We start from the raw sequence: 25,728 nt of genomic DNA, 5'->3' as shown, positions 1-25,728 counted from the left end.
CGGACGCTACCACGTGTGGGCGGCCGGGGAGTCGGGATTCCAGGGAGCGAAATCCTCTGCAAAACACCCTTCGCGGATCGCCTGGGCCATGGCGTTGCTGAACCGCTCCAGCTGGGTGATGTTGTGCAGGCTGAGGAGGATCTTTCCCAGCATCTCGCCGGCACGGATCAGGTGGTGGAGGTAGGCCCGGGTGTGGCCGCTGCAGGCCGGGCAGGGACAGCCGGGATCCAGCGGGGTGTGGTCGTGACGGAAGCGGGCATTGCGCAGATTCCAGCGTTCCCCTCCCACCAGCGCGGCCCCGTGGCGGCCCAGGCGGGTGGGCAGCACGCAGTCGAACAGGTCGAAGCCCTGGGCCACCGCCACGGCCATCTCCGGCAGCGTGCCCACGCCCATCAGATAGTGGGGCCTGGCGTCCGGCAGCAGCGGCCCCACCTGCCGCACCACCCGATGCATCTCCTCCACCGGTTCCCCCACGCTCACCCCGCCCACGGCGATCCCGGGCAGATCCATGGAGGCCACCGCCCGGGCCGACTCCTGCCGCAGCCGCGGAAAGCAGCCCCCCTGCACGATGCCGAACAGGGCCTGGTCGCTGCGGTGGTGGCTGGCGACGCAGCGCTCCAGCCAGGCGTGGGTGCGCCGGCAGGCGGCCTCCACGTCCGCTTCGCTGGCGGGGTAGGGGGGGCACTGGTCGAAGGCCATCGCCACATCGGCGCCCAGGGCCATCTGGATCGCCATCGCCCGCTCCGGCGTCAGCAGGATCCGGCGGCCATCCCGGGGAGAGCTGAAGCTCACGCCGTTGTCATCGATGCGGTTGATGGCCCCCAGGCTGAACACCTGGTACCCGCCGGAGTCGGTCAGCAGCGGGCCCGACCAGTGCATGAACCGGTGCAGGCCTCCGGCTTCGGCCACGATCTCCTCGCCGGGCTGCAGATGCAGGTGGTAGGTGTTGGCCAGCACCATCTGGGCGCCCGTGGCCTGCAACTGCGCGGCGGTGACCCCTTTCACCGTGGCCAGGGTGCCCACGGGCATGAAGCGGGGCGTGGTGACCGTGCCGTGCGGGGTGTGGAAGCAGCCGCAACGCGCCTGGGTGTGGGAGCAGCGCGCCGTGATCGTGAACCCGAAGGGTGGCGGTGTGAAGCTGATGGGGCCGCGCCGGCGCTGTCCCGACGCTAGAGCGCAGCTGCCCGTGTCCCAGGACGTCCACCCCCCCGAGGAGCACCATCAGCCGCGGGCCCCGGGCTGGCTGCGGGACCTGGCCGGTGCCTGGATCTTCTACAGCGTGCTGCCGGCCTGGCCGTGGCCGAAGCCCCGCTTCCAGCGCATCGCCCGTTTCGCCCCGGTGATCGGCCTGGTGCTGGGCGGGCTGCAGGCTTGGCTCTGGTGGGCCACGGCCGGCTGGCTGCCCCTGGCGGCCCAGGTGGCGCTGGTGATGGCGCTGGCCCTCCTGCTCAGCGGCGGCCTCCATCACGATGGGGCCCTGGACACGGCCGATGGCCTGGCGGCTGGGCCCCGGGCGCTGCCGGCCATGGCCGACAGCCGTGTCGGCGCCGCGGCCGTTCAGGCCGCTCTGGTGCTGGCCCTGCTGCGGGCCACGGGCCTCCTCTGCCTCGCCGCCGCAGCGCCGCTGCCGTTGGTCTGGACCGCGTTCTGGGGGCGGTGCGCTCCCCTGCTGGCCATGGCCTGGTTCCCCTATCTGCGGCAGCGGCCGGGCGAAGGCGGCACGGCCGGCTTTCACCGGCGGCACTGGCTGGGCCTGGTCCGGGAGCTGCGTCCGGCCCTGCTCGCCGGTGGCCTGCTGGTGGCCCTGAGCCTCGGGGCGGCGGGCCCCGCCCTGTTCGGCTCGCCGCTGGCACCGGGGGTCCAGCTGGGCCTGGGTCTGCTGCCCTGCCTGCCGGCCGTGCTTGTTCCCCGCTGGCTCGGTGCCCGGCTGGGCGGCCACAGCGGCGACAGTTACGGCGCCTGCGTGGAGTGGACCGAGGCCCTGGGGCTGCTGCTCATGGGGCTGCTGCTGCGGGGGCTGGCAGCTCAAGGCTGAAGGCGTTGCCCTGCTCCGGCAGGGCCGGATCGATCGCGGCGGGCGAGGCCACCAGCTCCAGACGGCCCCCGAGGGCGTCGGCCAGATCCCTGGCCAGGGCCAGGCCCAGGCCCGTGCCTGGCAGGTCGGCGCCCCTCTGGCCCCGCACCCCCCTGGCGAAGATCGCGTCCCGTTCCTCCGCCGCGATCGGCGGGCCGCCGTCCCACACCACCAGCCGCCAGCCTCCGCTGGGGGTGGGCTGGCAGTGCAGTCCCACCGCGGATCCGGCCGGGCTGTAGCGGAAGGCGTTCTCCAGCAGATTGGCCAGGATCTCCACCACGGCCCCGCTGTCGCCCCGCCAGGGCGGCAACTGGTCGGGGCCGTGCCAGGGGCGCGCCTGCAGGGAGGCGGTGGCGGCGGCCCGCTGCACGAGCGGGGCGAGCAGGGCCACGAGGGGCTGCCCGCTGGGGCTGCCGAGGCTGGGGGGCAACAGCAGCGGCGTGGGCTCCTGGTCGTGGGCGGCCACCAGGGCGCCTGCACCCAGGTGGCTGATCGCCTCGACGTAGCGCTGCAGCTGGCGCTCCTCCTGCAGCAGCCCTTCCACCAGGGTGCGGTTGCGCTCGTCGCCGTCCAGGCGCCGCAGCAGCAACTGGCCGAAGGTCCGCAGGGCGGCCAGTGGATTGCGCAGCTGGTGCAGCAGCACGCCGAGCTGCTGCTGCTGCGCTGTGAGCTGCTGCTGCAGCCGCTGCTGTTCGAGATCCAGACAGAGCCCCTCGGTGAGGCAGAGGGCCACGGCCTGCAGCCGCTGGCGCAGGGGTTCCGGCCAGGGCAGCTGCAGGGTGTCCACCCGCAGCGCGCCCAGCAGCACGCCCTGATCCCGCAGGGGCAGCCAGCGGCGCAGGTCGGCAGCCCCGCTGAGGGGATTGTCGAGGGCCACGGCAGGCAGGGCCCGGTTCACCAGGGGCCACTGCCCCACGGGAACGAGATGGGGCGCCTCCCCCTCGCCCGCCTCGGCGACGTAGACCACCAGGCTGGTGACATCGGGGCGGTCGGCGAACTGGGCCAGCTGGCACTGGAGCAGGCTCTGGAAGCGCTTGGAGACAGCCATGAACCGGGCTCCGGACCCCCGATCGCAGGAATTTTTCGGGAGAAGCGAAAAGATCCGCGAAAAAGTCTTAAGATCTTGGTATCGACCACTACCCCGCGACCCGCACCGGGCCTCGGGCACCGTCTCGACGGCTTCGGTTGCGTTCTCGCTCAAACGAGGCTACAGCAGTGACAGGTCCGACCCACGGGCTGCTCCTCCTGCTGGTCTTCCGCTGCGCCTGAGCGCTCCGGGATTTGACGACGATGTCCCGCGCCCTCTGCGGTCTCCAGTCGGTTGGGCGTCGTTCGTTCCGGACACTCCAGTGCCGGTTCCAGCAGGCGGGCCCGTCCCGTTCGCTCTCCTCGTCCCCCCTCTTTCTCCCGCCATCGGGAGCCGTCTCATGTCTAAGAAGCGCAAGCGGATCAGCCGCCGTCGTCTTGCCGGTCAGCGGGTTCTGGCCCACGTGGCCACCTTCCACCTCGAAACCGGCTCCCACAAGCCCGTGACGGCAGCCCGCCGCTACATCGCCGAGCAGGCTCTGGTGCCGCCCGCGATCCTGAATGTGCGCCGCAACGAGCACACCACGGACCGCTTCTTCTGGGGTGAGAAGGGTCTGTTCAGCGCCCAGTACGCCGAGGAGAACCACTTCCTGTTCCCCTCCCTGCGGGCCATCGTGGACAGCATCGGCGAGGAGGTGCTCTTCGAGGGGATCGAGGCTCTCGCCTCCGACGACTGGGAGGAAATGGAGGAGTACGAATACGCCTTCGTCTGATCGGCGCCGGCTCCAGGTTCATTCCCGAGGGGGGCTGGTGGGGACTGCCCCCCTCCGGAATGCCCGCAAGTCAGCTGGTCAACACGCAGGAGCTGTCTGGCGAGGGCTTCGTGAAGCGCCATCGCTGAACGTCCATCACCATCACCGAAAGCCGAAAGCCCATCCGTGGGGCTCAGGGGCTGATGGCTCAGGCAACCCCGGATCCCTCACGCCAGCAGGCCTCGATGGCCTGCCTCAGTGACGGCAGCATGTCGGGCTCGATGCTGTGGCCTCCCGGATGCTCCAGCAGTTCTACGGCATAGCCACGGTCGTTCAGCCGGCGGACCAGTTCCACGCTGGCGCCGTAGGGCACCACGGGATCCTGTCGGCCATGGGTCAGAACGATCGCAGGACTGGAGGGGCTGCTGGCCGCCGGTGACCAGTCGGGATGGGGATAGCCGCTGCAGCCGATCAGCGCGGCCAGCGGCAGGTCCCCCTGCCGGGTGACCACATCCACCGCCATGGCCGCCCCCTGGGAAAAGCCGAGCAGCACCGAGCGGCTGAGGGGAACCTCCTGATCGAGGCTGAGAAGGCGCCGGCGCAACTGCTGCAGGGCCTCAGGCAGGCCGGGCCAGCCGGGCTGCTGCAGGTCGTACCACTGCCGCCCCATGCCGCTGGGGTGGAGTCCGGGTGCCTGCAGGGCCACCACGCTGACGGCGTCATCCACCAGCAGGGAGCCCAGCTCGAGCAGGTCGTCGGCGTCGGCGCCCCAGCCGTGCAGCAGCACCAGCCGCCGTTGTGCCTGCTCGGGTCCGCGCCGGAGCTCCCCAGCGGTCTGCGATGGCACCGGGGATGACACCGGGGATGGCCCAGGGGATGGCATGGGGGAGTCGGGGGTGGAGGCAGCGTCCATCGGGCGGGGCGGAGCTGCTGCGTAGGTTGGCTGAAAGCCACCCCCACCTGCAGCCATGGCACCCACGGCTCTCCTGAGCGTGTCCAACAAGGACGGTCTGGTGCCCCTGGCCCAGGGGCTGCTGGAGGCCGGCTTCCAGCTGATCTCCAGTGGCGGCACGGCGGCGGCATTGAAGCAGGCCGGTCTGGCGGTGACCAAGGTGGCCGATCACACCGGCGCGCCTGAGATCCTGGGGGGCCGGGTGAAGACCCTCCATCCGCGCGTCCATGGCGGCATCCTGGCCCGGCGCGACGACCCCTCCCACCAGGTCGATCTGCAGGCCCAGGAGATTCCCCCGATCGACGTGGTGGTGGTGAACCTGTACCCCTTCCGGGAAACGGTCGCCGATCCGGCGGTGCCGTTCGACACCGCGATCGAGACCATCGACATCGGCGGCCCGGCCATGGTGCGGGCCGCCGCCAAGAACCATGCCGATGTGGTCGTGCTCACCAGTCCGGCCCAGTACCCGGCCTTTCTGGAGGCCCTGCGCCGTGGCGAGCTCACCCAGGAGCTGCGGCGTGGCCTCGCCCTGGCGGCCTTCGAGCACACCGCCGCCTACGACGCGGCCATCAGCCGCTGGCTGGCCAGCACAATCGCCCAGCCAGAGGCAGAAGGAGAGCTCGCCAGCCCGCCCCTGAGGCTGGAGCTGCCGGCCCGCCAGTCGCTCCGCTACGGCGAAAACCCCCACCAGAGCGCCGTCTGGTACAGCGCGGCCGCGGCCGGCTGGGGTGGGGCTTTGCAGTTGCAGGGCAAGGAGCTGAGCTACAACAACCTCATCGATCTCGACGCGGCCCTGGCGACCGTGCGCGAGTTCGGCTATGGGCCGGCGGCTCAGCCGGCGGCGGTGGTGGTGAAGCACACCAACCCCTGCGGCGTGGCCACCGGCAGTGGCTGCGCCGATGCCCTGGCCCGTGCCCTCGAGGCCGACCGCCTCTCCGCCTTCGGCGGCATCGTGGCCCTCAACACCCCGGTGGATGCGGCCACCGCCGCCCATCTCACCAGCCTGTTCCTGGAGTGCGTGGTGGCTCCGGACTTCCGGCCCGAAGCCAGGGAGGTGCTGGCGGCCAAGGCCAATCTGCGGCTGCTGGAACTGGCCCCCGAGGCGATCGGGCGGGCCTCCCGCCAGCAGTTGCGCACGGTCCTGGGCGGCGTGCTCGCCCAGGATCTCGACGATCGGCCGGTGGAGCAGAGCAGCTGGGAGGTGGTGAGTGTCCGCCAGCCCACCCCCCAGGAACTCGCCGATCTCCGCTTCGCCTGGAAGCTGGTGCGGCATGTGCGCTCCAACGCCATCACCGTGGCGCGCGACGGCCAGAGCCTCGGGGTGGGCGCCGGGCAGATGAACCGGGTGGGCTCAGCCCGGCTGGCCCTCGAGGCCGCCGGGGAGCGGGCCAACGGGGCCGTGCTGGCCAGCGATGGCTTCTTCCCGTTCGATGACACGGTGCGGCTGGCGGCGGGCTACGGCGTGCGTGCGGTGATCCAGCCCGGTGGCAGCGTTCGCGACAAGGATTCGATCCAGGCCTGCGATGAGCTGGGCCTGGCGATGGTGGTGACCGGGCGTCGGCACTTCCTGCACTGAAGGGGGCAGCACAGCCCCCCGGCTCAGTTGTAGTTTCGCTCCAACACCTCTTCCTCCTCTTCGTCCCCCGGCCACGCCATGCCTGAGTCGATCGCCTACTACCTCAACTTCCTCCACCCCCTGATGATGTGGAGCCTGCTGGGGGTGGCCGGCTACGGACTGTTTCTCGGCATCAAGGCCAAGAAAACCCGCACGGCCCCCGACGCCGAGACCCGCAAGCAGCTGATCAAGGGTCAGTACGCCAAGCGCCATTTCCAGCTGGGCAGCATCCTGCTGGCCCTGCTGGTGCTGGGCGCCTTCGGCGGCATGGCCGTCACTTACCTGAACAACGGCAAGCTGTTCGTGGGTCCCCACCTGCTGGTGGGCATCGGCATGACCTGCATGGTCGTGCTGGCCGCCTCGCTCACGCCGCTGATGCAGCAGGGCAACCTGATCGCCCGCAAGGCCCATGTGGGCCTCAACATGCTGCTGGTGACCCTGTTCCTCTGGCAGGCCGTGAGCGGTATGCAGATCCTCAACAAGATCTGGGAGAACCGGCCGGCCTGAGGCTCAGAACTGGGCCCGCCGCCGGGGCGGGCAATCCAGCCCATGGCTGGCGTGGAAATCCTCCTGCACCTTCCAGGTGAGGCGCCGTGAGATCTGACGCACGATCTGGCGCAGCAGATGCTCTCCGCTGCTCTGCACCAGGCCTTCCGGCAGCAGCGTGATCACCCCGGGCAAGCGGATCCACACGCTCAGGTCCAGCTCCCAGCGCACCAGGGTGGTGGTTTGGCCATCAGCAGCGGCCATGGCCTCGGTAGGCGCGGCAGCACGATCAGCGCCGCAATCGGCGTCCCCATCGGCGCAGTCGAGCCTGAGGGAGGCCTTGAAATCCACGTCGTAGAGGCTCTCCATACTCCCCGCACCACCGGCCGCGGGCACCGTGAGGATGCGGTACACCCCCTGGCTCTGGGGGAGCAGTTCGAGCCCGATGGTGGGTTCCACCTCGAAACCGAAGTTGCCGAAGCGGCCGAGCGTGAGGCTGTAGCCGTTGGAGCCGAGCGGTGTCACGGCCATCGGCGCGGCGCAGCGGCGGAACCAGCCCTCGTGGCGATCCAGATACTGGGCCACCGTGTCGTCTGAGGCCCGCATCTCCATCAGATCGGCGAAGTGGCTGCGGTAGCACTTCACCCGCGGATCCTCCGCATGCCGCAGGGCCTGGGCATCGGCGCGGCTGGCCGGCTCGGGTGGTGCCGTCGACAGGGGGGTGGACGACAACAGCGACGGACGGAGCTACGGGAAGGGGATTGGAGCAGGAATCCTCTGGAATCCCGGCTGCAACCGGCATCAATGTAGGGCCCCACGGCCGGGCCGGCGGCAGCGAGCGCGACAGCAGAAAGGGCCGCTTGACCCGGGGTTCCGGCGGCCTGGGCTCAGGCCTCGCAGAGATCGATCAGACGCTCGATCACCGCTTCCACGATCCGGTCGGGCGTGGAGGCTCCCGAGGTGATGCCCACCCGGATCGGTCCGGCGGGCAGGAACGGCTCCTCGAGCTGCAGCTCGCCACCCAGGGGTTTGTGCTCGATGCGGTTGCCGGGGCCGATGCGCTCCGGCGTGTCGATGTGGAACGAGCGGATGCCGCGGCTCACGGCGATTTCCTGCAGGTGGGTGGTGTTGGAGGAGTTGTACCCCCCGATCACCACCATCAGATCCAGCGGTTCGTCCACCAGGGAGAACATGGCGTCCTGGCGCTCCTGGGTGGCGTCGCAGATCGTGTTGAAGGCCAGGAAGTGCTCGTTGAGCTCGGTGGGGCCGTAGCGCTGCAGCATGGTGCGCTCCACCAGCCGGCCGATCTCCTCGGTCTCGCTCTTGAGCATGGTGGTCTGGTTGGCCACACCCACCCGGATCAGGTCGCGGTCGGGGTCGAAGCCTGGTGAGCAGGCCTTGGCGAAGCGCGCCATGAAGGCCTCCCGCGCCGCCGTGCGGGTGGCGGCATCCACATCCCGTGCCCCCAGCAGCACGTAGTCGCACACCAGCTGGGCTTCCGCCAGGTCGAGCACCACCAGGTAGGTGCCGGCGAAGCTGCTGGTGGCCAGGGTTTCCTCGTGCTTCACCTTGCCGTGGATGATCGAGGTGAAGGCGTGCTTCTTGTGCTTCTCCACCGTGTTCCACACCTTGGACACCCAGGGACAGGTGGTGTCCACGATGTGACAGCCCCGTTCGTTCAGCAGCTGCATCTCCTGCACCGTGGCGCCGAAGGCCGGCAGGATCACCACATCGCCGCTGGCCACATCGGAGAAGTCCTTCACCCCTTCATCCACGGGGATGAACTGCACGTCCATGTCGCGCAGATGGTCGTTCACCGAGGGGTTGTGGATGATCTCGTTGGTGATCCAGATCCGTTCGCTCGGATAGTGGCGCCGGGTTTCGTAGGCCATGGCCACGGCCCGCTCCACCCCCCAGCAGAAGCCGAAGGCCTCGGCGAGGCGCACCGTGAGCCTTCCCCGCTGCAGCGCGTAGCCGTTCTCCCGCAGCTTGGCCACGAGATCGCTCTGGTAGGCCTGCTCGAGGCTGCCGGCCACTTCCTCGCCCAGGCCGAAGCCACGGCGGTTGTAGCGCTCCGAATGGTGCAGCGAGCGCTTGAAGGCACGGGTATCCACGGCAGCCCCTGGGCAGTGGGGGAACTCTATGGGGCATGGCGCGAGGCTGCCGGCTCGCGGGGTTCCACGCCCGCCAGGCCCTGCCAGTGCACCCCGGTGGCTGTGAAGCCGAACACGCACGGCAGCACCTCCACGCCCGCCTCCAGGGCGGCGCGGAACAGCTCGCCGTAGCGCGGATCGGCGGAGTCGCCCGGCGCGAAGCGGTCCACGTCGCCGCGGCTGAGGCAGGGCAGCAGCACCGCCCGGGCTTCCGGCAGCAGGGCGGTGAGCTCCACCAGATGCTTCTGGCCCCGCTCCGTCACCGTGTCGGGAAACAGGGCCAGGGAGCCCCGGGTCCAGGTGGTGTTCTTCACCTCCAGATAGATGGCCCGCGGGTCCGGGGCCCCTTCGGCGGGGGTGAGCAGCAGATCGATGCGACTGCGGCGGCCCTCGCCGTAGGGCACCTCGGCCCGGATGCCGCCGATCGGCCCGAGCTCGGCCTCGAGGCAACCGGCCTCGATCGCGGCCCGCACCAGCCGGTTCGGCAGCGCCGTGTTGATGCCCACCCACACCGGCTCGCCGCCGGCGCCGGGCACTTCGGCCTGTTCCCACGTCCAGGCCAGCTTGCGGCTGGGCGAGGGGTCGTGGCGCAGCCGCACGCGCCCGCCCGGCAGCAGCACGCCGGTCATGGGGCCGGTGTTGGGGCAATGGGCGGTCACCACGCCGCCGCCATCGAGCTGAACATCCGCGAGAAAGCGCTTGTAGCGCTTCAGCAGCACCCCCTCCACGAGCGGCGGGAACGCCAGGATCTGCGGGGCCATCACGGGCAAGGCAGGGCTGCCAGGGGGATGCCCGCCATACTGCCGCTCGAGCTGACGGGCCATCCGGTCCGGACCGATGCCCCAATCCCTGCGCCGCATTGCCCTGATCGTGGCCGTGGCCACCGCGATCAGCAAGGTGGCCGGTCTGGTGCGGCAGCAGGCCATCGCTGCCGCATTCGGCGTGGGTGCCGCCTATGACGCCTACAACTACGCCTATGTGCTGCCGGGCTTCCTGCTGATCCTGCTGGGCGGCATCAACGGGCCCTTCCACAGCGCCATGGTGAGCGTGCTGGCCCGACGCCCCCGCGAGCAGGGGGCCCATGTGCTGGCGGCGATCAACACCCTGGTGGGGGCCGGCCTGCTGGTCGTCACCCTGATCCTGCTGGTGGCGGCCGATCCGCTCATCACCCTGGTGGGCCCGGGTCTGGACGCGGAGCGCCATGCCATCGCCGTGGTGGAGCTGCGCTGGATGGCGCCGATGGCCCTGTTCGCCGGCCTGATCGGTCTGGGTTTCGGCGCCCTCAACGCGGCCGATGAGTTCTGGTTGCCCTCGGTGAGTCCGCTGCTCTCCAGCGTGGCGGTGATCGCCGGCCTGGCCCTGCTCTGGTGGCAGCTGGGCTCGGCGATCACCCTGCCGGAGAACGCCCTGATCGGTGGCGTGGTGCTGGCCGCCAGCACCACGGTGGGGGCGGTGCTGCAGTGGCTGATCCAGCTGCCGGCCCTGGCCCGTCAGGGTCTGCACCGCTTCCGGCTGGTGTGGGACTGGCAGGACCCCGGAGTGCGGGAGGTGCTGCAGGTGATGGGGCCGGCCACGCTTTCCTCGGGCATGCTGCAGATCAACGTGTTCGTGTCGCTGTTCTTCGCCTCCGGCATTCCGGCGGCGGCGGCGGGACTGGGCTACGCCAACCTGCTGGTGCAGACGCCCCTGGGGTTGATCTCCAACGCGCTGCTGGTGCCGCTGCTGCCGGTGTATGCCCGCCTGACGGCGCCGGGCGACCGCCCGGAGCTGGTGGCCCGCATCCGACAGGGCCTGATGCTCTCCAACGCCTCGATGCTGCCGCTCGGGGCCCTGATGGCGGCGCTGGCCGTGCCGATCGTGGCCCTGATCTACGAGCGCGGCGCCTTCGATGCCGGCGCCGCCACCCTGGTGGGCCAGCTTCTGATGGCCTACGGCATCGGCATGCCGGCCTACCTGGCCCGCGACGTGCTCGTGCGCGTCTTCTACGCCCTTGGCGACGGCGTCACCCCCTTCCGCTGGTCCCTGGCGGGGATCGGCCTCAACGCCCTCTTCTGCTGGGCCTTCGTGGGCGGGCCCACGCCCTGGGGCCAGCAGCTGCTGCCGGTGCTCTACGCCGGCGCCGCCGGGCTGGTGCTCGCCACGGTGGCGGTGAACCTGATCACCTGTGCCGGGCTGCTGCTGGCCCTGCAGGTGCGGCTGCATGGCCTGCCGTTGCTGGCCTGGGGCCGGGACAGCGGCCTGCTGCTGGGCGCGGCGCTGCTCGGTGCCGCGGCGGCCTGGGCGTTGGCCACCTACGTGGGCTGGCCGACAGGCCTGCTGGGGCGGCTGCTGCAGACGGGCCTGAGCGGCAGCTTGGGGCTGCTGGTGTACGGCCTTCTCGCCCACAGGGCCGGGGTGCCCGAGGCGGAGCAGGTGGTGAGCCAGTTCAGCCGCCGCCTGCCGAAACTGGGCCGCCGCTGAGGGCCGGGACCGGCGCAGCCGCCCAGCCGCCCAGCCGCCCAGCTGCTCAGCCGATCAGGAGGTGAGGCTCTGGGGCCCCACCTGCCGGTCCTCCCGCACCTGCAGCGGCAGCTCCAGGTGGGAACGGCCCAGCAGCTGCGGGCCCTGCACCGACACGATGCGGGCCTCGATGCCGAACTCGCGGAAGGCGGTTTCCAGCTCCTGGATGAGGGCTTTCTCCACCTGGGCCTCGGCATCCACCACCTTGCCGATCAGGCGGCTGCCGAGGCGACCGAGGCGCTGGCCCACGACCTCGCGGGCGTTGGTGACCTCGATCAGCAGCACGGCCCGCTCGCAATGGCCGCAACACTATCGGCAAAAAGGCTCCAGCACCTCCTCGAGGTCGCGCAGCTGACCAGCAGGCACCAGCCGGGCCAGAGGCAGGCGGGTGGTGCCGCCTCCGATCGGCACCTGCACGGCCTCCAGCGCCTGGCGGGCGCACACGCTACTGCCGGCCTGCAGCCGGGCGGCGCACTCGATCGCCAGCTCCTGGGCCAGTCCGGCATCCCCGAGGTAGAGGTGCCAGCCCGCCACCTGCAGGTAGAGCCTGTCGGCCAGGGCCACTTCCAGGTCCTTGAGGTCGCCGGCGGAGAGGCTCATGCTTGGTTGCGGGGACGCAGGGTCACGACCACTCCAGCGTGCACCAGCAGGGCCGCCAGCCACACCAGGCTGAACACACCCAGATGTCCCCAGGGGTGGCGCAGTTCCTGCACCACCCACAGCCCGCTGTTGATCGCCGAGAACAGGGCGGCGTGGAGGGTGAAATTCACGATCCGCTCGAAATGCCGGAAGGTGGGGTCCTCGGGGTTGGCGGGTCCGTACCAGCGGATGGGCATGGGAAAGCTCGGTGGGATCGCCGGAGGGCGCAATCACAGGTTGATGGAATCGCAGGCGGACCGTTTGACGGATGGGCCCTCCGTGCGCTGAGAATGGTGCCATGCGCTTGTAGCTCAGCGGATTAGAGCATCTGACTACGGATCAGAGGGTCGGGAGTTCGAATCTCTCCAGGCGCGCTTCCCACCACCGCCTCTGCTTCGGCAGGGGCGGTTTTTCATGGCGCCGCCGCTCCGGCCCGGGGACACGGGTCATTACCATCACCTCAGCACCCACCCCATCCCTCGAGGGCGGACACCCTGATGGCGGACTCCCTGATGGCTGACACCGTGATCGCCGCTGCCGCCGGCGCTGATTCCACCCTGGCGGCCTCCGATCCCGCCATCGCCGCCCTGATCGGCAAGGAACTGGAGCGTCAGCAGACCCACCTCGAACTGATCGCGTCGGAGAACTTCGCCTCCAAAGCCGTGATGGAGGCCCAGGGCTCGGTGCTCACCAACAAGTACGCCGAGGGCCTGCCCCACAAGCGCTACTACGGCGGCTGCGAGCACGTGGACGCGATCGAGGAGCTGGCGATCGAGCGGGCCAAGCAGCTGTTCGGCGCCGCCTGGGCCAACGTGCAGCCCCACAGCGGTGCCCAGGCCAACTTCGCCGTCTTCCTCGCCCTGCTCCAGCCCGGCGACACGATCCTGGGCATGGACCTCAGCCATGGCGGCCACCTCACCCACGGCTCGCCGGTGAACGTGAGCGGCAAGTGGTTCAAAGCCGTGCACTACGGCGTGGATCCAGGCACCCAGCAGCTCAACGTCGCCACCATCCGCGAGCTGGCGCTGGAGCACAGGCCGAAGCTGATCGTGTGCGGCTACTCGGCCTACCCCCGCACGATCGATTTCCAGGCCTTCCGGGCCATCGCCGATGAGGTGGGCGCCTACCTGCTGGCCGACATGGCCCACATCGCCGGTCTGGTGGCCGCCGGCGTGCACCCCAACCCGGTGTCCGTGTGCGACGTGGTGACCACCACCACCCACAAGACCCTGCGCGGCCCCCGCGGCGGTCTGATCCTCTGCCGCGATGCCGACTTCGCCAGGCAGTTCGACAAGGCGGTGTTCCCCGGCAGCCAGGGCGGACCGCTGGAGCATGTGATCGCCGCCAAGGCCGTGGCCTTCGGCGAGGCGCTGCAGCCCTCCTTCCGGGCCTACAGCCAGCAGGTGATCGCCAACGCCCAGGCCCTCGCCGCCCGCATCCAGGAGCGGGGCATCGACGTGGTGAGCGGCGGCACCGACAACCACCTGGTGCTGCTGGATCTGCGTGGCATCGGCATGACCGGCAAGGTGGCCGACCTGCTGGTGAGCGATGTGCACATCACCGCCAACAAGAACACCGTGCCGTTCGACCCCCAGTCGCCTTTCGTGACCAGTGGCCTGCGGCTCGGCACCGCCGCCTGCACCACGCGCGGCTTCGATGAGGAGGCCTTCCGTGAGGTGGCCGACGTGATCGCCGATCGCCTGCTCAACCCCGAGGACACCGCCATCGAACAGGGCTGCCGGCAACGGGTGGCCCAGCTCTGCGAGCGTTTTCCGCTCTATGCCCCGGCCCGGGCGCTCCAGCCTGCCTGACCCCGCCACTTCCCCGTAAGGTGGCGGCCAACGCCCTGCCCCCAGGCGCCTGCGTCGGCCCGCTGTCGTGACCCTTGCCTACAGCCCCAACGCTGCAGCGCTGCTCACCCTGGCCGTGGCCGCCGTGCTCACCGCACTCGTGGTGCCGGTGGTGCGCCGCCTCGGCCTGAACTTCGGGCTGATCGACAAACCCGATGCGCGCAAGCAGCACACCCAGCCGATGGTGCGGCTGGGTGGGGTGGGCATCGTGATCGGCTTCAGCCTCGCCCTCGCCCTCACCTGGGTGCTGGGGGGGTTCGCCCAGCTGGAGGCCAGCAAGGACGCCCTGATCTGGACGACGCTCGGCGGCTCCCTCTGCTTCTTCGTGATCGGCCTGGCGGATGACCTCTTTGCCCTGCCGCCCCTGCCCAGACTGGTGATGCAGCTGCTGGTGTCGATGGCGGTGTGGGTGGAAGGCGTGAGGATCGGCAGCATCGATCTTCCCTTCGGCTGGATGGGTTCGCCTGCGGCGGTGCTGCAGCTGCCCGACTGGCTCAGCCTGCTGGCCACTCTGGTGTGGCTGGTGGGCATCACCAATGCGATCAACTGGCTCGACGGTCTCGACGGCCTCGCGGCCGGGGTGAGCGGCATCGCGGCGGTGGGGCTGCTCTCGGTGAGCTTCAGCCTGCACCAGCCCGCCGCCGGCCTGCTCGCCGCGGCGCTGGCTGGCAGCTGCCTGGGCTTCCTGCGCCACAACTTCAACCCGGCCCGCATCTTCATGGGCGATGGCGGCTCCTACTTCCTCGGCTTCGCCCTGGCTGCGATCAGCATCGTGGGCCCTGCCAAGGGCCTCACCAGCGTCAGCCTGCTGCTGCCGCTGCTGATCCTGTCGCTGCCCCTGGCCGACATGTCGGCCGTGATCATGGGCCGCCTCAGCGATGGCCACTCCCCCTTCTATCCCGACCGCCGCCATCTGCATCACCGCCTGCTGCGCACCGGTCTGAGCCACCGGCGCACGGTGCTGCTGATCTATGCCTTCACCCAGTGGCTGGCCTCCCTGGCCCTGGTGCTGGTGAATGCGGAGATGCGCTTCCTCTGGCTGGCCCTGGCCACGGCCGTGCTGATCTGGGTGCTGGTGAGCACCCGTCGCGAGCTCCAGCGCCAGGCCAGGCCAACGGCCCACCCGCGATGACGGCCGCCCTGCGATGACAGCCGAGATCCTCTGCATCGGCACCGAGCTGCTGCTGGGCAACATCACCAACGGCAACGCCCGCTGGATCGCCGAGCAGCTGGCGGCCCTGGGCATTCCCCATCTGCGCCAGGAGGTGGTGGGCGACAACCGTGAGCGGCTGATCGCGGCCGTGCAGCAGGCCTCCCGGCGCTGCCGGCTACTGATCACCACCGGCGGCCTGGGCCCCACTCCCGACGACCTCACCACCGAGGCGATCGCCGCCGCTTTCCACACGCCGCTCACCGAGCGGCCGGAGGTGTGGGCCGACATCGAGGCCAAGGCCCGCGCCCGGGGCCGCCCGCTCTCCCCCAGCGTGCGTCGCCAGGCCCTGCTCCCCGAGGGCGCCGCCGTGCTGCCCAACCCCACGGGCACGGCGCCGGGAATGATCTGGAGCCCGGTGCCGGGCTTCACCGTGCTCACCTTCCCAGGGGTGCCCAGTGAGATGCGCGCCATGTGGGATGCCACGGCGGCCCCCTGGCTGCGCCAGGCCGGGCTCTCCCAGGGGGTGTACGCCAGCCGGGTGCTGCGCTTCTGGGGCGTGGCCGAATCGGCTCTGGCCGAAGCGATGGCCGACCTGCTGCAGGGCACCAATCCCACAGTGGCGCCCTACGCCGGCGCGGGTGAGGTGAAGCTGCGGCTCACCGCCCGGGCCGACACGGAGACAACCGCCTCCGCCCTGCTGGCGCCGTTGGAGGCCGAAATCCGCCGTCGGGCCGGCCAGGCCTGCTTCGGGGCGGATGAGGACAGCCTGGCGGCGGTGGTGCTGGAGCAGCTGCGCCGCCGCGGCGAGACGCTGGCGGTGGCCGAGAGCTGCACCGGCGGCGGCATCGGTGCGGCTCTGGCGGCGGTGCCCGGAGCCTCGGATGCGTTCCTGGGCGGGGTGATCGCCTATGCCAATGCCGTGAAAGAGAAGTTGCTCGGGGTGAGCGCCCTGGATCTGGAGCGGCACGGGGCCGTGAGCGATCCGGTGGCCCTGGCGATGGCGGCGGGAGCCCGGCGGCTCACCGGTGCCACCTGGGGCGTGGCCGTCACAGGCATCGCCGGGCCTGGTGGCGGCAGCGAGCAGAAACCCGTGGGTCTGGTGCACATCGCCGTGGCGGACGCTTCGGGGGCCTGGAGCGAGGGCGTGCGGTTCGGCTCCAGCCGCGGCCGCCACTGGATCCAGACCCTCACGGCCGGAGAGGCCCTGAACCGGTTGCGCCTGCGGTTGCTCGCCGCCTGAAGTCCCGTGCCGCCTGGTCTTCAGGTCCGCTTCCCCTGGCGCAGCAGCTGGGAGGGCAGGATGCCGAAGCGGCGCTGAAAGGCCGCGCTGAAGGTGGGCAGGTGGTGGAAGCCGTGCCGCCTGGCGATGGCGGCCACCGTGCCGCCGGGCTCCCCCCGGCTCAGCTCGGCATGCACGGCTTCAAGCCGGCGTTGGCGCAACCACTGCATCGGTGAGCAGCCCAGCCGTCGTTGAAAGCGGTACTGGAGATTGCGCACCGAGTCACCGCTGCGCAGGGCCAGGGCGGTGAGGGTGAGCGGTGCGTCGAGGTGGCAGTCCATCCACTCCAGCAACGCCTCGAGGATGGGATCGCGCCATGGGCCCATCGGCGGTGGAGGCTCCGGATCGATCAGGTCCGGCCAGAGCAGCAGCACCAGGTGGCGGCGCAGCAGATCCTCCAGCTGCAGGGCCTCAAAGCCACCACTGGCCTGCAACTGGGGTTCATCGAGAAGCCGCAGCGCCCGGCGCAGCGAGGTCAGGGTGGCCTGCAGGCGTGCATCCCCGCTCCCGTCCAGGACAAGCGGCCGGTTGAAACGGGCCTGAAGGCCGGGGTTCTCCCGCGCTTCGGGGGCCACCATGGCGGTGGCCGCGGCGGCGAGCCGCTGGGCTGAATCGTGCAGCAGCACCGACACGATGCCTGCCGTTGTGCAGTGGAAGGCGCAACCCGGCAGGAACATCGCCGCGCTGCAGGGGGGCAGAAGAACCCGATGGCCGTCGGCGCTGAGGTCTGCGCTGCCCGCTTCGCAGAAGGCAAGGGTGACCACATCCGGCAGGGGGGCCATCTCGAGCTGCAGCGCTGAATGGGCCGTGCCCGCCACCGCCATCGCACCCAGCGGCACCACCACGCTCCGCATCCGCAGCTTCGAGGCGGATCCAGCCTGCACCAGGCCCCGCAGCGGCAGTTGGTCCGCGATCCGCTGCACCACGGCGTCCGCCTGGGTGAGGGTCACGGCCTGCCGGTCAAGAAAGGGAAGCGGTCCGCGCATGGTGGGCCCCAGGCCGTGAACACCCCGACAGCCCCATCCTGGCCAAGGGCAGCAGCGCTGCGCCGTACCCCTGGTCGCCACGCCGAGGCTGCCACCACGTGAGGCATCCAGGCCAGGCCATCCGGCGGCTTCAATCCGTGGAACCCCCTGGGTCAGAGACAGTCCGAGTGATCGCTCCGAGTGATCAGTCCAAGTGATCAGTGGGAGCAATCAGTGAGATCCAGCGATGCGTTGAAGCGATGCGCTGAATCGATACGTTGAATCGATGGGATGAATCCTCGGGATCCCTCAGTGGCAGGAATCCCGTGGGAGGAAGTCCTGGAATCATCAGGTTCTGGATGGGTCTGCAGGCCTGGAGTGCCGATGGAAACCGACATCGGGCTGCTTGCACGTGACCTATGGCATGAAGTTGTTTCTTCGCCAGGGTCTGTTTCCCGGTGATCTGCGTTTTTTCGTTGATGCTGCGCCTGAGCGAGCATGCCCCGGCTGATTGCAACGTTTTCAAGCCCTTTCCTGCTCCCTGATCGATTCCCCAGCACGCTGAAGGTTGTAGCTGGCCCGCGTGGGCGTTCTCTCGACCGTTGTGTCTCGCGTGGGGATCCCGCTGCTGCTGCTCGGAGGCCTGGCCCTGGGCTGGCTGCTGGCGGGATGGCTGATCGGGGGCTGGCGTGTGCCACCCGCCCATGCCTTCGCCTGTCCCGATGGCATGGTGGCCATCCCGGCCGGCTCCTACCGGATCGGGGCCGGCGGACAGCGGCCCGAGGAAGGCCCGCCGGCGCTGGTGCGGCTGAGCCCCTTCTGCCTGGCCACCCACGAGGTGACCAACCGCCAGTTCGCCGCCTTCGTGGAGGCCACCGGCTACCGCACCGTGGCGGAACGGCCGCTGTCCAGAGAGCAGTTCCCCACCCTTTCGGTCGCTGAGCGCGCACCGGGCTCGCTGGTGTTCAGGCCCCTCGATCCCGGCGAGCCCATCGGCCCGATGGCCGGCTGGCACTGGGTACCCGGCGCCGACTGGCGCCACCCCGAGGGGCCCGGCAGCTCGATTGAGCACCTCCTCGATCATCCCGTGGTGCAGGTGGCCTACGAGGACGCCGAGGCCTACGCGGCCTGGCGCGGCGCCGATCTCCCCAGCGAGGCCCAGTGGGAATTCGCCGCCCGCGGTGGCCTGCGCGACCAGGTGTTCGGCTGGGGCGACACCTGGGACGCGAACCGGGCCAACACCTGGCAGGGACCGTTCCCCTACCGGGACAGCGCCGAGGACGGCCATGCCGGCACGGCGCCGGTGGGCTCCTATGCCCCCAACGGCTACGGCCTGCATGACACCACCGGCAACGTGTGGGAGTGGACCGCCGACTGGTTCGCGCCCGGTCATCAGCTGCTGGTCGACCGGCCCGACCCCCGCCTGGACGATGCCGCCGCCTCCAGCGATCCCCGCGAACCGGGGGTGGCCAAGCACGTGATCAAGGGGGGCTCGTTCCTCTGCTCCCCCAGTTACTGCTCCCGCTACCGCCCGGCGGCGCGGGAGGCCGAGAGCCCGGACACCGGCACCTCCCACATCGGCATCCGCCTCGCATCCCAGCCCCTCAACGCCTCCCTGTGACCCATGGCTGACTCTCCCCTGCAACGCCTGCGCAGCGCCTTGGGCCGCCTCCGTTTCGGCTGGGGGCGCAGGGTTGCGGCCTTTTCGGCGGTGCTGCTGCTGGTGGGCTGGCAGCTGGGCTGGACGCCTGCCGCCGCTCTGCAGCTCGTGAGCGGGGTGATGGGGAGCCCGGATGCCAAGGCCACGATCGCCGGAAACCAGCTGCCGGCTCCAGCTCCGCCCTTCGGGGGTGTGATCAAGGACAGCGCCCAGAACTCCAAGCCGTGGTGGCCGCCCACGGTGGTGCCCCCCAAGGACGCCCCCAACGTGCTGCTGATCATGACCGATGACGCCGGCTTCGCCATCGACAGCGTGTTCGGAGGGGTGATCCCCACGCCGGCGATGGAGCGGATCGCCAGCCAGGGGCTCCGCTACAACCGCATCATGTCCACGTCCCTGTGTTCACCCACCCGGGCGGCCCTGATCACCGGGCGCAACCATCACGCGGTGGGCTTCGGGGTGATCGCCGAGCAGGCCACCGGCTTCCCCGGCTACGACAGCATCATCGGCGTCGAGAACGCCACCATCGGCCGGATTCTGCGCGACAACGGCTACGCCACCAGCTGGTTCGGCAAGGACCACAACACCCCCACCTACCAGGCCAGCCAGGCAGGGCCGTTCTTTCAGTGGCCCACGGGCCTTGGCTTCGATTATTTCTTCGGCTTCGTGGGTGGTGATGCCAACCAGTGGGGGCCGAATCTGTTCCGCAACACCACCCAGATCTATCCCTGGAAGGGCAAGGAAGGCAGCCTGAAGATGGATCGCTCCAATCCGGAGGCGACGATCTGGCCGGTCACCGGGACGGAACCCTCCTGGAACCTGATCACCGCGATGGCCGACGACGCCATCGACTGGATGACGCGCATCCACCAGACCAACCCGGACCAGCCGATCTTCCTGCACTACGTGCCGGGCTCCTCCCACGCCCCGCACCATCCCACCAAGGAATGGGTGGACAGGATCCACGCCATGCACCTGTTCGACGACGGCTACGAGAAGCTGCGGGAAAGGATCTTCGCGAACCAGAAAAGGCTCGGTGTGATCCCGGCCGACGAGGAGCTCACCCCCTGGCCGGCCGACATCCTCACCCCCTGGGATCAGCTGAGCGAGGAGGCCAAGCAGCTCTACATCCGCCAGGTGGAAGTGTTCGCGGCCTATGTGGCCTACAACGACCACGAGATCGGCCGGGTGATCCAGGCCTTTGATGATCTGGGCAAGCTGGACAACACCCTGATCATCTACATCAACGGCGATAATGGCACCAGCGCTGAAGGTGGGCCCGAGGGCACCTTCAGCGAAGTGGCCTTCTTCAACGATGTGCGTCCCTCTGTGGATGTGCAGATGAAGTACTACGAGGCCTGGGGCACGGAATATGCCTACAACCACATGTCGGCGGGCTGGTCCTGGGCCTTCGACACCCCCTTCGACTGGTTCAAGCAGAACGCCTCGCGGCTGGGGGGTGTGAACCAGAACATGGTGATCTCCTGGCCCAACCGCATCAAGGACAAGGGCGGCCTGCGGGAGCAGTTCATCCACGTGATCGATGTGGTGCCCACCATCCTGGAGGCCATCGGCATCCCGGCTCCTCAGGCGGTGGACGGCATCTCCCAGAAGCCGATTGAAGGCACCAGCTTCCTCTACACCTTTGATCAGGCCAACGCCAAGGCCCCCTCACGGCACACGACCCAGTACTTCGAGATGATGGGCCAGTGGGCGCTCTATCACGATGGCTGGCTGTTGAGCACCAAGGTGGATCGGGCACCCTGGGATGCCTTCGGACCCGTCAATCCGGACCCGCTCAACAATCAGGTGTTCCAGCTCTACGACCTCACCAAGAACTTCAACCAGTCCGTGGACATCGCCGACCAGTACCCCGAGAAGGTGGCGGAGATGCGCAAGATGTTCGTGGAAGAGGCCAAGAAGCATCAGGTGTTTCCACTCGATGCCTCGGTGGCGGCCCGAGTCGCAGCGCCGCGGCCCAGTCTCACTGCCGGGCTTGACGAGTTGGTGTACACCCGGCCGATGACCGGCGTGCCTCAGGGAGATGCGCCTTACCTGCTCAACACCTCCTACTCGCTCACCGCCGACATCACCGTTCCCCAGCAGGGTGCCGAGGGCATGATTGCCACCTCCGGCGGCCGTTTCGCCGGCTGGGGCTTCTACCTCCTCGGTGGCAGGCCGGTGTTCAACTGGAACATGCTGAACCTCGAATGGGTGAAGTGGGAATCTCCGCAGGCCCTCACGCCGGGCCGCCACAAGTTGGAGTTCGACTTCAAGTATGACGGCCTTGGACTGGCTACCACCAGGTTCAACAGCTTTGCCGGTGTGGGCAAGGGTGGAACAGGTGTGCTGAAGGTGGATGGCCAGGTGGTGGCCAGCAAGCGGATGGAGAAGACGATTCCCATCATCCTGCAGTGGGATGAAAGCTTCGACATCGGCTCCGACACCATCACCGGTATTGACGACAGCGACTACCTGCCGCCCTTCCCCCTCACCGCCAAGCTCAACAAGCTCACGATCAAGATCGATCGGCCTCAGCTCTCCCCGGCTGACATCAAAAAACTGGAAGAGGGCATGAAGACCGCCGCCATGGGAATCCAGTGATGGCCAGCCCTCTGCTCACCCGCCTGCTGGTCGCCACTGTCGTGCTGGCGCCAGCGGCCAGCACCGCCCAGGTGCTCAAGGGGCCGCCGGCTGATCCCGGACTCAGGTTCTCAACCCCCGCCCCACCGGGTGTCGCCACGCCCCCCAGCCTGGACACGCGCCTGGGAACCCTGCGTTTCGACGGCGGCGTGCCCGATGCCGCCAGCACGAACAAGCTGCTCGACAACCTGGACTTCCAGCGTGCCGTGCAGGCCTATCTGCTGGCCCTGCCGCCGGGGAATCAGCTGGCCAACCGAACCGTGCCGATCTGGGAGCAGCTGGTGGACTCCCGCACCGTGGAACTGACGGCCAAGTGATCAACGACATGGGGTAACGCTGGACGCTGGATGACGGCATCACCGGTCCGGGCCCTGGCCTAGCGGATGCGCAACCGGCAGGGCTACAACTACGACAACGCCAACTGGCGCTACGCCTTCTTCTTCTTCGCCACCGGGGTCACCCCGGCTATGGACACCACGATCGGGGGCGAGGGCTCCACCTACCCCTGGGCCGCGCTGGAGGTGAACAACCATCCCCTCGACGGAGGCCGCACCTACCGGTTGCGCTTGCCGCCCGACGTGCCGGCCAGACCTGGTTCACGATCCTGCGTCTGTATGGCCCGCTGGAGCCGTGGTTCCAGCGGGCCTGGCAACCCGGCGCCATCGAACCTCTCCCCTAGCCCCCTGCCACGAGCCGCTGCGGCCGTGCGGATTGCTTTGGTTAAATCGGCTACAGAATCAGGATTAACAACCGATTAAGGCAGTTGGCCTTCTGTGCGTGGCCGCATGCTTCACCTGGATGCTTCCACGTACGTGGGCCGTGGCCTGCACCGCGAGTGCCATCGCCACCCCGACGACCCGGGACGCTGCGTCAAGGTGGACATCGGCGACGATCCCCACGACAGCCGGCGGGAGCAGCGCTTCTACCGCCAGCTCGAGCGGCGCGGCATCAGCTGGGAGTGCGTGCCGCGATTCTTCGGTCCCGTGGACACCAACCTGGGCCCCGGCACCAGCTTCGAGCTGATCCAGGACGAGCCGGGCGTGGTGTCCCGCACCCTGCAGCACTATCTGGAGGATCTGGAGGCCTCCGAGCGGTACTGCCGCCAGCTCTGCCAGGGCCTGCAGGCCCTGAGGCAGGCCATGCTCCGCGACGGCATCCTCACGCTGGCCCTGCGTCCCAAGAACGTGGTCTGCAGGCGTCGCGGTGAGGAGAGTCTGCAGCTCTACATCGTGGACAGCATGGGCAACACCGACTTCATCCCCATCGCCACCTACAGCCTCGCCTTCGCCCGCCGCAAAGTGGCCCGCAAGTGGGGGCGCTTCGAGCACAGCCTGCTGATCCGCTACCCCCACAACCCCTTCCTGGCCAGGATCCTGGGCCGGTTGCCGCTGGAAACCTCCCTGCCGGTCGCCCCCACCGCCCCTTCAGCCTTGCGGGTCCCCCTCGGCGGCAGCTGAGTCCCCTGCCTGGCAAGGTTGACCCTTTCGATTCACGCATGCGGGGAGTTCTGCTGCTGGCCACGGTGCTTCTGGCTGCCCTGCCCACCGGGGCCAGGGCGGCGTCCACCACGCCCGCCACCGACTGGCAGCGCTACCGCGACTTCTACCTGGGGGAGGGGCGCCCCTACCTGCTGAGCTTCTGTGCGATCTGGCGCGATGCCAACGCGGAGGGGCACTCCCTCTGGGAGCCTGGCCTGCTGCGGCGGCTCAATGCCCCCCTGGCCCGCCAGGGTTTCTCGGAGACGGAAATCGATGCGATCACCGCCGGTCAGGTGGTGGCCATGAGCCAGGCGTGCCCGGGCATCCGTTGATTAAGGTTGCCGATTGCGCGTCGAGGGGATCCGGTGAGCGCCGCCACGCTGTACGACAAGGTCTGGGACCTGCATCGGGTGGCCGATCTGCCCGGCGGTTCCACCCAGCTGTTCATCGGCCTCCACCTCATCCATGAGGTCACCAGTCCCCAGGCCTTCGCCGCCCTCGGGGATCTGGGCCTCACGGTGCGCCATCCCGAGCGCACCGTGGCCACGGTGGATCACATCGTGCCCACCACCTCCCAGGCCCGGCCCTTCGCCGACCCCCTGGCCGAGGCCATGCTCTCCACCCTGGAGCGCAACTGCGCCGAGCACGGCATCACGCTCCATGGCCTCGGCAGCGGCCGCCAGGGGATCGTGCACGTGATCGCCCCGGAGCTCGGGCTCACCCAGCCGGGGATGACCGTGGCCTGCGGCGACTCCCACACCTCCACCCACGGCGCCTTCGGGACCATCGCCTTCGGCATCGGCACCAGCCAGGTGCGGGATGTGCTGGCCAGCCAGAGCCTCTCGATGGGCAAGCTCAAGGTGCGTCGCCTCTGGGTGGAGGGCCGGCTGCAGCCCGGTGTCTACGCCAAGGATCTGGTGCTCCACATCATCCGTCACCTCGGCGTGAAGGGGGGTGTGGGCTACGCCTACGAGTTCGCCGGCCCGGCCGTGGCGGCCCTGTCGATGGAGGAGCGGATGACCCTCTGCAACATGGCGATCGAAGGGGGTGCCCGCTGCGGCTACGTGAACCCGGATGCCACCACCTTCGCCTACCTCAAGGGGCGCCCGTTCGCGCCCCGGGGGGAGGCCTGGGAGCGGGCCGTGGCCTGGTGGAGCCGCCTGGCCAGCGGCCCTGAGGCCGTGTTCGACGACGAGGTGCGTTTCGATGCCGGCACCATCGCCCCCACCGTGACCTGGGGGATCACTCCGGGCCAGGGCATCGGGGTGGATGAGGCGATCCCCACCCTCGAGGCGACGCCCGCCGATGAGCGCCCCCTGGCGGAGGAGGCCTACCGCTACATGGATCTGCGCCCCGGTGCCCCGATCGCCGGCACCCCGGTGGACGTGTGCTTCATCGGCAGTTGCACCAATGGCCGCCTCAGTGATCTGCAGGCGGCGGCCCACGTGGCCCGGGGCCGGCACGTGGCGCCGGGCATCAAGGCCTTCGTGGTGCCGGGGTCGGAGCAGGTGGCCGCCGCCGCCGAGGCCGAAGGGCTCGATCAGGTGTTCACCGCCGCCGGCTTCGAGTGGCGTGAACCGGGTTGCTCGATGTGCCTGGCCATGAACCCCGACCGCCTGGAGGGTCGCCAGATCAGTGCCAGCTCCAGCAACCGCAACTTCAAGGGGCGGCAGGGTTCAGCCTCCGGACGCACGCTGCTGATGAGTCCGGCCATGGTGGCCGCCGCCGCCGTCACCGGCCAGGTGAGTGACGTGCGCCAGCTGCTGGCGGCGACCCCGGCTGCCACCGCCGCCCCCACCCGCTGAACCCCAACGCCGCCGGCGTCTTTTTGTTTCTGCCATGGCCACCCCAAGCCCGTCCTATCCCAGCGGCCCGATCATCACCATCAGCGGCACCGCCGTGGTGGTGCGGGGTGACGACATCGACACTGACCGGATCATTCCGGCCCGCTTCCTCAGGTGCGTCACCTTCGAGGGGCTCGGTGAGCAGGTCTTCGCCGACGACCGCGCCGAGCTGCAGGGGCAGCACCCCTTCGATCGCCCCGAGCACCAGGGTGCCAACTTGCTGCTGGTGAACCGCAACTTCGGCTGCGGCTCCAGCCGTGAACATGCCCCGCAGGCCCTGATGCGCTGGGGCATCCGGGCCGTGGTGGGGGAGAGCTTTGCCGAGATCTTCTACGGCAACTGCCTGGCCCTGGGCATCCCCTGCCTCACCGCCCCCCATGCGGAGATGCTGGAGATCCAGCAGGCCGCCGCCGCGGCGCCCTCCGGCGTGTTCGAGCTCGATGTGGCCGCGGCCACGCTGGAGGGGGCAGGCGAGCGCTGGGCCCTGGAGCTGCCGGTGGGGCCCCGGCAGATGCTCACCACCGGGCAGTGGGATGCCACAGGCCAGCTCCTGAGCCATGGGGCCGAGCTTGACGCGCTCGTGCAGCGGCTGCCCTACCTCAACGGGTTCAAGGACTTCACTGGGTCCCCGGTGGGAGGGGTGGCGCTGGGGGCCTGAGC

At 69.6% G+C, this 25,728-nt stretch carries 26 protein-coding genes and 1 tRNA gene; 17 read left to right on the top strand and 10 right to left on the bottom strand.

The window, feature by feature from the left end; genetic code table 11:
* Positions 1-6: 6 nt before the first annotated feature.
* Entirely contained in the window at positions 7-1,143 is a 1,137-nt protein-coding gene (gene tgt / locus CPCC7001_RS08490; protein WP_071778292.1) for a tRNA guanosine(34) transglycosylase Tgt, read from the bottom strand.
* Here tgt and CPCC7001_RS08485 point away from each other — a divergent pair.
* Positions 1,028-2,035, top strand: coding sequence for an adenosylcobinamide-GDP ribazoletransferase (locus CPCC7001_RS08485; RefSeq protein ID WP_006909834.1), 1,008 nt, complete (start codon positions 1,028-1,030; stop codon positions 2,033-2,035). The genes tgt and CPCC7001_RS08485 overlap by 116 nt on opposite strands.
* On the opposite strand, the gene CPCC7001_RS08480 is transcribed toward CPCC7001_RS08485, so the two are convergent.
* Positions 1,995-3,122, bottom strand: coding sequence for a sensor histidine kinase KdpD (locus CPCC7001_RS08480; protein ID WP_006910100.1), 1,128 nt, complete (start codon positions 3,120-3,122; stop codon positions 1,995-1,997). The genes CPCC7001_RS08485 and CPCC7001_RS08480 overlap by 41 nt on opposite strands.
* A 379-nt stretch (positions 3,123-3,501) precedes the next feature.
* On the opposite strand from CPCC7001_RS08480, the gene CPCC7001_RS08475 reads away from it, so the two are divergent.
* Entirely contained in the window at positions 3,502-3,873 is a 372-nt protein-coding gene (locus tag CPCC7001_RS08475) for a DUF3155 domain-containing protein (RefSeq protein ID WP_006909364.1), read from the top strand.
* Between the two features lie 187 nt (positions 3,874-4,060).
* Here CPCC7001_RS08475 and CPCC7001_RS08470 read toward each other — a convergent pair whose 3' ends face one another.
* Positions 4,061-4,699 carry an alpha/beta hydrolase gene (locus tag CPCC7001_RS08470; RefSeq protein ID WP_043368824.1) on the bottom strand — a complete coding sequence of 213 codons (639 nt, stop codon included), beginning with the start codon at positions 4,697-4,699 and terminating at the stop codon, positions 4,061-4,063.
* A 121-nt stretch (positions 4,700-4,820) separates the two neighbouring features.
* Here CPCC7001_RS08470 and purH point away from each other — a divergent pair, with 121 nt between their 5' ends.
* Positions 4,821-6,380, top strand: coding sequence for a bifunctional phosphoribosylaminoimidazolecarboxamide formyltransferase/IMP cyclohydrolase (gene purH, locus CPCC7001_RS08465; protein WP_006910596.1), 1,560 nt, complete (start codon positions 4,821-4,823; stop codon positions 6,378-6,380).
* A gap of 78 nt (positions 6,381-6,458) precedes the next feature.
* The gene (locus tag CPCC7001_RS08460; RefSeq protein WP_006910286.1) at positions 6,459-6,926 is read left to right on the top strand and encodes a DUF4079 domain-containing protein; all 468 of its coding nucleotides are present in this window, start codon (positions 6,459-6,461) and stop codon (positions 6,924-6,926) included.
* A gap of 3 nt (positions 6,927-6,929) precedes the next feature.
* On the opposite strand, the gene CPCC7001_RS08455 is transcribed toward CPCC7001_RS08460, so the two are convergent.
* The 3 genes from CPCC7001_RS08455 to sfsA all read right to left on the bottom strand — a co-directional run bounded on the left by CPCC7001_RS08455 (position 6,930) and on the right by sfsA (position 9,819).
* The gene (locus CPCC7001_RS08455) at positions 6,930-7,637 is read right to left on the bottom strand and encodes a DUF1997 domain-containing protein (RefSeq protein WP_006909324.1); all 708 of its coding nucleotides are present in this window, start codon (positions 7,635-7,637) and stop codon (positions 6,930-6,932) included.
* Between the two features lie 155 nt (positions 7,638-7,792).
* Complete coding sequence (locus tag CPCC7001_RS08450; RefSeq protein ID WP_006909402.1) at positions 7,793-9,019, bottom strand: 4-hydroxy-3-methylbut-2-enyl diphosphate reductase; 1,227 nt, start codon at positions 9,017-9,019, stop codon at positions 7,793-7,795.
* A gap of 26 nt (positions 9,020-9,045) precedes the next feature.
* Complete coding sequence (gene sfsA / locus CPCC7001_RS08445) at positions 9,046-9,819, bottom strand: DNA/RNA nuclease SfsA (protein ID WP_043369784.1); 774 nt, start codon at positions 9,817-9,819, stop codon at positions 9,046-9,048.
* A 76-nt stretch (positions 9,820-9,895) separates the two neighbouring features.
* Between sfsA and murJ the strand changes: the two genes are divergently transcribed.
* Positions 9,896-11,518, top strand: coding sequence for a murein biosynthesis integral membrane protein MurJ (gene murJ / locus CPCC7001_RS08440; protein WP_006911530.1), 1,623 nt, complete (start codon positions 9,896-9,898; stop codon positions 11,516-11,518).
* A gap of 54 nt (positions 11,519-11,572) precedes the next feature.
* Here murJ and CPCC7001_RS08435 read toward each other — a convergent pair whose 3' ends face one another.
* From CPCC7001_RS08435 to CPCC7001_RS08425, 3 genes are read right to left on the bottom strand one after another with little or no spacing between them, the layout of a single operon-like run.
* Entirely contained in the window at positions 11,573-11,842 is a 270-nt protein-coding gene (locus CPCC7001_RS08435) for a hypothetical protein (RefSeq protein ID WP_006909273.1), read from the bottom strand.
* Between the two features lie 24 nt (positions 11,843-11,866).
* Complete coding sequence (locus CPCC7001_RS08430) at positions 11,867-12,157, bottom strand: DUF3181 family protein (RefSeq protein ID WP_043368822.1); 291 nt, start codon at positions 12,155-12,157, stop codon at positions 11,867-11,869.
* Entirely contained in the window at positions 12,154-12,393 is a 240-nt protein-coding gene (locus CPCC7001_RS08425; RefSeq protein WP_006910853.1) for a hypothetical protein, read from the bottom strand. The genes CPCC7001_RS08430 and CPCC7001_RS08425 overlap by 4 nt, the downstream gene beginning before the upstream one ends.
* A 103-nt stretch (positions 12,394-12,496) precedes the next feature.
* Here CPCC7001_RS08425 and CPCC7001_RS08420 point away from each other — a divergent pair.
* From CPCC7001_RS08420 to CPCC7001_RS08405, 4 genes are all read left to right on the top strand, one after another.
* A tRNA-Arg gene (locus tag CPCC7001_RS08420) sits at positions 12,497-12,570 on the top strand.
* Between the two features lie 138 nt (positions 12,571-12,708).
* Positions 12,709-14,007 (top strand): serine hydroxymethyltransferase, encoded by a 1,299-nt coding sequence (gene glyA, locus CPCC7001_RS08415; RefSeq protein WP_043369782.1) that lies wholly within the window; start codon positions 12,709-12,711, stop codon positions 14,005-14,007.
* A gap of 67 nt (positions 14,008-14,074) precedes the next feature.
* The gene (locus tag CPCC7001_RS08410; protein ID WP_006911800.1) at positions 14,075-15,178 is read left to right on the top strand and encodes a glycosyltransferase family 4 protein; all 1,104 of its coding nucleotides are present in this window, start codon (positions 14,075-14,077) and stop codon (positions 15,176-15,178) included.
* Between the two features lie 13 nt (positions 15,179-15,191).
* Positions 15,192-16,439 (top strand): competence/damage-inducible protein A, encoded by a 1,248-nt coding sequence (locus CPCC7001_RS08405; RefSeq protein WP_006910185.1) that lies wholly within the window; start codon positions 15,192-15,194, stop codon positions 16,437-16,439.
* A 20-nt stretch (positions 16,440-16,459) separates the two neighbouring features.
* On the opposite strand, the gene CPCC7001_RS14055 is transcribed toward CPCC7001_RS08405, so the two are convergent.
* Complete coding sequence (locus CPCC7001_RS14055; RefSeq protein WP_006910383.1) at positions 16,460-17,464, bottom strand: helix-turn-helix transcriptional regulator; 1,005 nt, start codon at positions 17,462-17,464, stop codon at positions 16,460-16,462.
* Positions 17,465-18,056: 592 nt separating this feature from the next.
* Here CPCC7001_RS14055 and CPCC7001_RS08395 point away from each other — a divergent pair.
* The 8 genes from CPCC7001_RS08395 (at position 18,057) to CPCC7001_RS08365 (ending at position 25,726) form a co-directional block, all read left to right on the top strand.
* Positions 18,057-19,064 carry a formylglycine-generating enzyme family protein gene (locus CPCC7001_RS08395; RefSeq protein ID WP_006910320.1) on the top strand — a complete coding sequence of 336 codons (1,008 nt, stop codon included), beginning with the start codon at positions 18,057-18,059 and terminating at the stop codon, positions 19,062-19,064.
* A gap of 3 nt (positions 19,065-19,067) precedes the next feature.
* Positions 19,068-21,707: an arylsulfatase gene (locus CPCC7001_RS08390; protein WP_198006471.1), complete on the top strand. Its 2,640-nt coding sequence runs from the start codon at positions 19,068-19,070 to the stop codon at positions 21,705-21,707.
* The gene (locus CPCC7001_RS15545) at positions 21,707-22,063 is read left to right on the top strand and encodes a hypothetical protein (RefSeq protein WP_006910168.1); all 357 of its coding nucleotides are present in this window, start codon (positions 21,707-21,709) and stop codon (positions 22,061-22,063) included. The genes CPCC7001_RS08390 and CPCC7001_RS15545 overlap by 1 nt, the downstream gene beginning before the upstream one ends.
* 66 nt (positions 22,064-22,129) lie before the next feature.
* Positions 22,130-22,504, top strand: coding sequence for a hypothetical protein (locus tag CPCC7001_RS15540; RefSeq protein ID WP_006909626.1), 375 nt, complete (start codon positions 22,130-22,132; stop codon positions 22,502-22,504).
* Between the two features lie 27 nt (positions 22,505-22,531).
* Positions 22,532-23,203 carry a YrbL family protein gene (locus tag CPCC7001_RS08380; protein WP_006909189.1) on the top strand — a complete coding sequence of 224 codons (672 nt, stop codon included), beginning with the start codon at positions 22,532-22,534 and terminating at the stop codon, positions 23,201-23,203.
* A gap of 38 nt (positions 23,204-23,241) precedes the next feature.
* Entirely contained in the window at positions 23,242-23,556 is a 315-nt protein-coding gene (locus tag CPCC7001_RS08375; RefSeq protein ID WP_006911237.1) for a hypothetical protein, read from the top strand.
* A 33-nt stretch (positions 23,557-23,589) separates the two neighbouring features.
* The gene (leuC, locus tag CPCC7001_RS08370; RefSeq protein WP_006911034.1) at positions 23,590-25,029 is read left to right on the top strand and encodes a 3-isopropylmalate dehydratase large subunit; all 1,440 of its coding nucleotides are present in this window, start codon (positions 23,590-23,592) and stop codon (positions 25,027-25,029) included.
* 34 nt (positions 25,030-25,063) lie between these two features.
* Positions 25,064-25,726 carry a 3-isopropylmalate dehydratase small subunit 2 gene (locus CPCC7001_RS08365; RefSeq protein ID WP_006911562.1) on the top strand — a complete coding sequence of 221 codons (663 nt, stop codon included), beginning with the start codon at positions 25,064-25,066 and terminating at the stop codon, positions 25,724-25,726.
* The last annotated feature ends 2 nt before the right edge of the window (positions 25,727-25,728 follow it).

The organism is Cyanobium sp. PCC 7001 (genome assembly GCF_000155635.1).
GTDB lineage: Bacteria > Cyanobacteriota > Cyanobacteriia > PCC-6307 > Cyanobiaceae > NIES-981.
This window is presented reverse-complemented; position numbering and strand designations above follow the sequence as displayed.

Bases quoted from the DNA above. Each gene is read 5' to 3' on its own strand.
- CPCC7001_RS08485 (WP_006909834.1), top strand. From the start codon at position 1,028: ATGAAGCGGGGCGTGGTGACCGTGCCGTGCGGGGTGTGGAAGCAGCCG.
- CPCC7001_RS08480 (WP_006910100.1), bottom strand. From the start codon at position 3,122: ATGGCTGTCTCCAAGCGCTTCCAGAGCCTGCTCCAGTGCCAGCTGGCC.
- CPCC7001_RS08475 (WP_006909364.1), top strand. From the start codon at position 3,502: ATGTCTAAGAAGCGCAAGCGGATCAGCCGCCGTCGTCTTGCCGGTCAG.
- purH (WP_006910596.1), top strand. From the start codon at position 4,821: ATGGCACCCACGGCTCTCCTGAGCGTGTCCAACAAGGACGGTCTGGTG.
- CPCC7001_RS08460 (WP_006910286.1), top strand. From the start codon at position 6,459: ATGCCTGAGTCGATCGCCTACTACCTCAACTTCCTCCACCCCCTGATG.
- sfsA (WP_043369784.1), bottom strand. From the start codon at position 9,819: ATGGCCCCGCAGATCCTGGCGTTCCCGCCGCTCGTGGAGGGGGTGCTG.
- murJ (WP_006911530.1), top strand. From the start codon at position 9,896: ATGCCCCAATCCCTGCGCCGCATTGCCCTGATCGTGGCCGTGGCCACC.
- CPCC7001_RS08430 (WP_043368822.1), bottom strand. From the start codon at position 12,157: ATGAGCCTCTCCGCCGGCGACCTCAAGGACCTGGAAGTGGCCCTGGCC.
- CPCC7001_RS08425 (WP_006910853.1), bottom strand. From the start codon at position 12,393: ATGCCCATCCGCTGGTACGGACCCGCCAACCCCGAGGACCCCACCTTC.
- glyA (WP_043369782.1), top strand. From the start codon at position 12,709: ATGGCTGACACCGTGATCGCCGCTGCCGCCGGCGCTGATTCCACCCTG.
- CPCC7001_RS08405 (WP_006910185.1), top strand. From the start codon at position 15,192: ATGACAGCCGAGATCCTCTGCATCGGCACCGAGCTGCTGCTGGGCAAC.
- CPCC7001_RS14055 (WP_006910383.1), bottom strand. From the start codon at position 17,464: ATGCGCGGACCGCTTCCCTTTCTTGACCGGCAGGCCGTGACCCTCACC.
- CPCC7001_RS08390 (WP_198006471.1), top strand. From the start codon at position 19,068: ATGGCTGACTCTCCCCTGCAACGCCTGCGCAGCGCCTTGGGCCGCCTC.
- CPCC7001_RS15545 (WP_006910168.1), top strand. From the start codon at position 21,707: ATGGCCAGCCCTCTGCTCACCCGCCTGCTGGTCGCCACTGTCGTGCTG.
- CPCC7001_RS15540 (WP_006909626.1), top strand. From the start codon at position 22,130: ATGCGCAACCGGCAGGGCTACAACTACGACAACGCCAACTGGCGCTAC.
- CPCC7001_RS08380 (WP_006909189.1), top strand. From the start codon at position 22,532: ATGCTTCACCTGGATGCTTCCACGTACGTGGGCCGTGGCCTGCACCGC.
- CPCC7001_RS08375 (WP_006911237.1), top strand. From the start codon at position 23,242: ATGCGGGGAGTTCTGCTGCTGGCCACGGTGCTTCTGGCTGCCCTGCCC.
- CPCC7001_RS08365 (WP_006911562.1), top strand. From the start codon at position 25,064: ATGGCCACCCCAAGCCCGTCCTATCCCAGCGGCCCGATCATCACCATC.